Source organism: Peterkaempfera griseoplana, assembly GCF_001418575.1.
In the GTDB taxonomy this organism is placed as follows: Bacteria; Actinomycetota; Actinomycetes; order Streptomycetales; family Streptomycetaceae; genus Peterkaempfera; species Peterkaempfera griseoplana.
Window position 1 is genome coordinate 1 of sequence record NZ_LIQR01000257.1, and the last position, 6,035, is coordinate 6,035.

The window sequence follows — 6,035 nt, forward strand, 5'->3', positions numbered from 1 at the left end:
GCTCCGGTCAGTGGCATCCGCTGCCCGCCCGTGCCCATTCCCCCACCCCCGGCGCCGTGCGCCGGGTCCGCGCACCGTACGGGAAGGACGCCCATGCCACGCGTCGACCGGCACCACCCGCCGCGCACCACCGCCGCTCTGCCACCACCCGTCCGGCGCCGCCGCCTCGCCGGGCTCGCCCTGGCCGGTGCGCTCGCCGCCGGCGTGCTGCTGCCGATCCGCCTCACCGCCCCCGCCGCGGCCGCCACCACCTACAACTACGGCGAGGCCCTGCAGAAGTCGCTGTTCTTCTACGAGGCCCAGCAGTCCGGCAAGCTACCCGCCACCAACCGCGTCTCCTGGCGCGGCGACTCCGGGCTCAACGACGGCAAGGACGTCGGCCTGGACCTCACCGGCGGCTGGTACGACGCCGGCGACCATGTGAAGTTCGGCCTCCCCATGGCCGCCTCCACCACCCTGCTGGCCTGGGGCGGCATCGCCGAGAAGCAGGCGTACACCGCCTCCGGTCAGATGCAGTACCTCAAGAACAGCCTCCGGTACGTCAACGACTACTTCATCAAGGCGCACCCCTCCCCCAACGTCCTCTACGGACAGGTCGGCAACGGCTCCACGGACCACGCATGGTGGGGCCCGGCCGAGGTGATGCCGATGGCGCGCCCCGCGTACAAGATCGACGCCTCCTGCCCCGGCTCCGACCTGGCGGGTGAGACGGCCGCCGCGATGGCCTCCTCCTCCATGGTCTTCGCCGACAGCGACCCGGCGTACGCGCAGACCCTGCTCACCCACGCCAAGCAGCTCTACTCCTTCGCCGACACCTACCGCGGCAAGTACAGCGACTGCATCAGCGACGCCCAGGGCTACTACAACTCCTGGAGCGGCTACAACGACGAGCTGGTGTGGGGCGCCATCTGGCTCTACAAGGCCACCGGGGACGCCTCCTACCTCGCCAAGGCGGAGTCGTACTACGCCAACCTCTCCACCGAGCCGCAGACCACCACCCGGTCCTACAAGTGGACGCTGGCCTGGGACGACAAGTCCTACGGCTGCTATGTGCTGCTGGCCCAGCTCACGGGCAAGCAGCAGTACATCGACGACGCCGACCGCTGGCTCGACTGGTGGACCGTGGGCGTGAACGGCAGCAAGGTCAACTACTCCCCGGGCGGCGAGGCCGTGCTGGACTCCTGGGGTTCGCTGCGCTACGCCGCCAACACCTCCTTCGTCGCGCTGGTCTACTCGGACTGGCTGACCGGCGACGACACCCGCAAGGCCCGCTACCACGACTTCGCCGTACGGCAGATCGACTACGCACTGGGCGACAACCCCCGCAAGTCCAGCTACATGATCGGATTCGGCGCCAACCCGCCGCAGAACCCGCACCACCGCACCGCCCACGGCTCCTGGACCGACCAGCTCACCAACCCGGTCAACACCCGGCACACCCTCTACGGGGCGCTGGTCGGCGGGCCGAGCTCGGCGAACGACCAGTACACCGACGACCGCAGCAACTACACCGACAACGAGGTCGCGGACGACTACAACTCCGGCCTCACCGGCGCCCTCGCCCGGCTGTACTCCGAGTACGGCGGCAGCCCGCTGGCGAACTTCCCCGCCAAGGAGACCCCGGACGGCCCGGAGATGTCCGTGCAGGCCTCGGTCAACGCCGCCGGCACCAACTTCACCGAGATCAAGGCCTATCTGATCAACAAGTCGGCCTGGCCCGCACGGGCGCTCAACCACGCCTCGCTGCGCTACTACTTCACCCTGGAGCCGGGCGTCAGCCCCAGCCAGATCACCCTCACCACCAACTACAACCAGTGCGGCACCGTCTCCGGCCCGACGCAGTTCAAGGACAGCGTCTACTACGTCACCGTGGACTGCTCCAACACCACCATCGCCCCCGCCGGCCAGTCCGCCTACCGCAAGGAGGTCCAGTTCCGGATCGCCTCCTCCGGCGCCTGGGACCCCACCAACGACTGGTCCTACCAGGGGATCTCCACCACCCCCGGCTCCACGCCGGTGGACGCGGCCGATGTGGTGCTGCTGGACGGTTCCGCCGTGCAGTGGGGCGCCACCCCGGACGGCTCCGTACCGACGGGCAGCCCGACGCCGACGCCCACGCCCACCCCGACGCCGACACCCACACCCACACCGACCCCGACCCCGACGCCCACTCCCACGCCGACACCGACCCCGACCCCGACGCCCACTCCCACCGGAACCGCGGGCTCCTGTGCGGTCACCTACACCGTGGCCAGTTCCTGGGGCAGCGGCTTCACCGCTGACGTCACGGTGAAGAACACCGGCACCACCGCGCTCAACGGATGGACGCTCGGGTTCTCCTTCAAGGGCTCGGAGCAGATCACCAACGCCTGGAACGCCACCGTGACCCAGAGCGGCAGCAGCGTCACCGCCAAGGACAGCGGCTACAACGCGGCCATCGCGCCCGGCGGCACCGCCTCCTTCGGCTTCCAGGCCTCCGGTGCCACCGCCGGTACCCCGACGGCCTTCACCGTCAACGGCCGGACCTGCACCTGACCCGTCCCGTGCGCGGCCCGGCCTGACAGGGCACAGGCCGGGCCGCAACCGTCAGGCCGTTCCGGCGGCCGCCGTCCTGGAGAGCAGCTCGTGCGCCAGGACGACGGCCGCCACACTGCCCGCCGTGGCTGCCAGTCCCACCGCGACGCCCTGGTGCAGCACCAGCGACGCCCCCACCGCGGCACCGGCCACCATGGCCAGCACGGTCAGCAGCCGCCGGCCCATCCGGGGGTTGCTGCCGCCCGCCACCGAGGAGTCGGCGATCAGACCGGTGAGGGTCCTGGTGACCACCGTGGTGGTCAGATCGGGCACGGCCAGCCTCCGGACCGTGGCGTTGCGGATGCCCATGGCCACGGCCAGCAGGGCGATCACCGTATGGTCCCGGCCCACCCCGGCGACGGTCGCCGCCACCACCGCCGCCACCGCGTCCAGCACCGCCTCCGCCGAGAGCGCGCACCCCACCCACCGGTGCCGGGGCAGCCCGGCCATCGCCACCCCCAGGCGTCCGCCGAGCAGGGTGCCGATCACAAAGCCGCCGAGCGAGGTCGCGGTACGACTGATCGAGAAGCCCGGGGCGCCCGCCGCCGAGAAGCCCAGCACCAGGATGTTGCCGGTCATGTTGGCCGTGAAGACATGACCGAGCCCCAGAAAGCTGGCGGCGTCCTGCAGGCCGCTGACGAAGGTCAGCGCCTGCAGCGCCGGGGGCAGCGGATCCGCCGGACGGTGTGGCCCGGGTGCCGAGGGTGCCATGGGCGACACCCTCGCACGGAGCCCACCGGATGAGGGTGCTGACAGGCCGTCGGGGTCAGCCGGCCGGCCCGCCGAAGAGGGTGTCGGCGACATGCTGGGTGTCAGTGTACTCGCGCACCGAGGTGATCAGCCCGTCCTGGACCGTGAACATCCCCAGGCAGGTGTTGTCGTAGATCCGGCCGTTGGCGGCGACCCCCCGGGACGTCCACTCGGCCACCACCCGCTCACCGTCGGCCAGTGCCTGAGTGAGCGTCACCTTCGGCGTGCCGTCGGGGGCGAAGAGACCGGCAGCTCCCCCGAGGAAGTCCTCGACGATGGCCCGGCGCCCCCGCCACACACCGGTGAGCGGCACATTGCCGGGATAGGTCCAGGTGGCGTCCTCGGCGAAGCTTGCGTTCACGGTGTCGAGGTCGCCGTCGGCGACGGCGTTCACATAGCGGACGACGACGGAGCGGGGGTCGAGCGCGGGCTCGGTCATGGCAGTTCTCCTCAATGGTGACGTCGGGTGTTGGGGGTTCGGGGCGTTGGCGGTGCTCGCGGTGTTCGGGTGCAGGGGGGCGGTGCGGTGCACGGCGGGTACCGGGACGCTTCCGGCACGGCGGGGCCCACGGGGGCGGAGGTCCCTCCCGGCGGTGCTCACCGGAACGGACGGCTGCCGGGCGGTTCGGTACGGGGACCGGGGACTTCGGACGGTCAGGAGAGGGTCAGCACGGCGTTGCCGCGGATCCTGCGCCCCGTCAGGTCAGCGAGCACCTCGGGCGTCCGGCCCCAGTCCTCGACCCGGCCGATCTCCGGCTGCAGCCTCCCCTGCGCAACCAGCCGGACCAGGGTTCGGAGGTCCACAGCGTCCGGCCGGTCGGTGTCGGCGTAGCTGAAGTGGCGCACCGTGGCCGAGACCGGACCGGCCAGCAGCGCGAAGAAGTCCAGCTGCACCGGGACCCGCCCGGCCTGGCCGAACCAGATCAGCACTCCCCTGGGCACCAGCCGCCCCAGGGCCTCGGGCAGCGCGGCACCACCGGTGGACTCCAGCACCAGGTCGAACCGCCCTGTGGCGTCCTCGACCCGCTGGACCACCGCCTCCGCGCCCAGCTCCGCCAGCCTGGTCCCGCGCTCCGCCGTACGGCTCACCGCCGTCACCGAAGCGCCCGCCGCGGCGGCGAGTTGGACGAGATAGTGGCCGACCCCGCCCGACGCGCCGGTCAGCAGGACGCGCTGCCCGGCCACCGCGCCGGCCGTCCGCAGCAGCCGGAGCGCGGTCAGCCCGGCCAGCGGCAGCGCCGCCGCCTGCACCGCCGGGATCGCATCGGGCAGCGGTGCCAGCGCATGCGAGGGCACGGCTGCGAACTCGGCCCAGCCGGCCGACGGAGGGTGACCGACGACCCGCTGCCCGGCCCTGGGGCCGGAGCCGTCCGCGGCCGCCTGCACCACCAGCCCGGCCACGTCCTTGCCCGGCCGCCAGCCGTCCGGCGGGTGTTCCAGCAGAAAGGTCTCGCCTCGGTTGACCGAGTAGGCCTCCACCTTCACCAGCGCCTCGCCGGGTGCGGGTTCGGGGTCTGCGACCTGCGTCCGGCGCACGGTCCGCCCCGGCTGTCCAGTGGGCACGAAAGCACGCATCACTTTCACTCCTGACGATCCATCAGCCACCGCTGTGCGGCTGCGGGAAGCAGCAAACCGCCGGGGGCGAGGGAGGGTCCAACAACCGGACGAGGAGTGCCACAACCGAGGGTTGTCGGCGAGGATGGCGCGCGTGGACCTCGATCTCGCCCGACTGCGTGCCTTCACGACCGCCGCCGAGCAGCTCCACTTCGGACGGGCCGCTGAGGTGCTCTCGCTGACCCAGCAGGCGGTGTCCAAGAGGGTGGCCGCGCTGGAGCGCGATCTCGGCGTCCGCCTCTTCGACCGCGGCCCCCGGGGCGTGCAGCTCACCGCAGCCGGGGAACGGCTGCTGGGCCCGGCGCGCACCGCGCTGGCCGCCGGTGCGGCCGCCGTCACCGCCGTACGGCAGCAGCAGCAGCCGCTGCGGCTGGATGTGTGGGGGCACCTCTTCGCGCCGCTGCGGATCGTCCGACAGGTGCTGGGCGACGGAGTCGAGGTCCAGGTCGAGGTGGGTTCCGGACGTGATCTGCCCTCGGTGGCCGGCGCACTGGTGCGCGGCGAGGCGGGGGCGGGGCTCGGACGGTTCCACCAGCTCGCGGACGGCCGCAGCGACCGGCTCGCACATCGCCTGGTCCGTCTGGAACCCGTGGACGCGGTGATCGCCGCGGGTCATCCACTCGCCCGGCGTGACGCGCTGCGGCCCGCCGATCTCAGCCCGCTCGACCTGCTGCTGCCGGCCACCGCCGAACGCCTGGACTTCCTAAGGCACTTCGCCCAGCGGTTCTCCCTGCGGACGGCGCCCGGCGAGGCCAATCTCGGCTTCGACCATCTGCTGGCCAGGGCCCGGGAGGTCCCGGACAGCGTGGTGCTGCTGCCCGCCGAACTGCCCCTGCCGCCCGGGTGCGGCCTGGTCCCGGTGCCGTTGGTCGACCCCACGCCGCTGTACGCCTGGTCGCTGGTGTGGCACCGGGACCGGCCGGACCCGGGCGTCGGCGAACTGCTGCGCGGCTGCGCCGACACCGGGCGGCGGCGACGCTGGCTGGAGTACCGGCCGGAGCGGGACTGGCTGCCGGAGGCGGACCGGGCGGCGGTGGACGAGCTCTGAGACGCGGGGGCGGGGGGCCGGCGGCCGGGGTTCCGCGTCCTCCCAGGGC

At 72.5% G+C, this 6,035-nt stretch carries 5 protein-coding genes; 2 read left to right on the forward strand and 3 right to left on the reverse strand.

Features of this window, described 5'->3' with window-relative positions; translation table 11 throughout:
- The first annotated feature begins 93 nt into the window (after window positions 1-93).
- A complete protein-coding gene (locus AOK09_RS19385; protein ID WP_079063227.1) occupies window positions 94-2,535 on the forward strand; it encodes a glycoside hydrolase family 9 protein in 2,442 nt (813 codons plus the stop codon).
- Between the two features lie 51 nt (window positions 2,536-2,586).
- Here AOK09_RS19385 and AOK09_RS19390 read toward each other — a convergent pair whose 3' ends face one another.
- The 3 genes from AOK09_RS19390 to AOK09_RS19400 all read right to left on the reverse strand — a co-directional run bounded on the left by AOK09_RS19390 (window position 2,587) and on the right by AOK09_RS19400 (window position 4,899).
- Complete coding sequence (locus tag AOK09_RS19390; RefSeq protein ID WP_055588472.1) at window positions 2,587-3,285, reverse strand: YoaK family protein; 699 nt, start codon at window positions 3,283-3,285, stop codon at window positions 2,587-2,589.
- 55 nt (window positions 3,286-3,340) lie between these two features.
- Window positions 3,341-3,763 carry a nuclear transport factor 2 family protein gene (locus AOK09_RS19395; RefSeq protein WP_055588473.1) on the reverse strand — a complete coding sequence of 141 codons (423 nt, stop codon included), beginning with the start codon at window positions 3,761-3,763 and terminating at the stop codon, window positions 3,341-3,343.
- A gap of 215 nt (window positions 3,764-3,978) precedes the next feature.
- On the reverse strand, window positions 3,979-4,899 hold the full coding sequence (locus AOK09_RS19400) for a zinc-binding dehydrogenase (RefSeq protein WP_055588474.1): 921 nt from the start codon (window positions 4,897-4,899) through the stop codon (window positions 3,979-3,981).
- A 124-nt stretch (window positions 4,900-5,023) separates the two neighbouring features.
- Here AOK09_RS19400 and AOK09_RS19405 point away from each other — a divergent pair, with 124 nt between their 5' ends.
- Complete coding sequence (locus tag AOK09_RS19405) at window positions 5,024-5,986, forward strand: LysR family transcriptional regulator (protein ID WP_107101385.1); 963 nt, start codon at window positions 5,024-5,026, stop codon at window positions 5,984-5,986.
- Window positions 5,987-6,035: the final 49 nt, after the last annotated feature.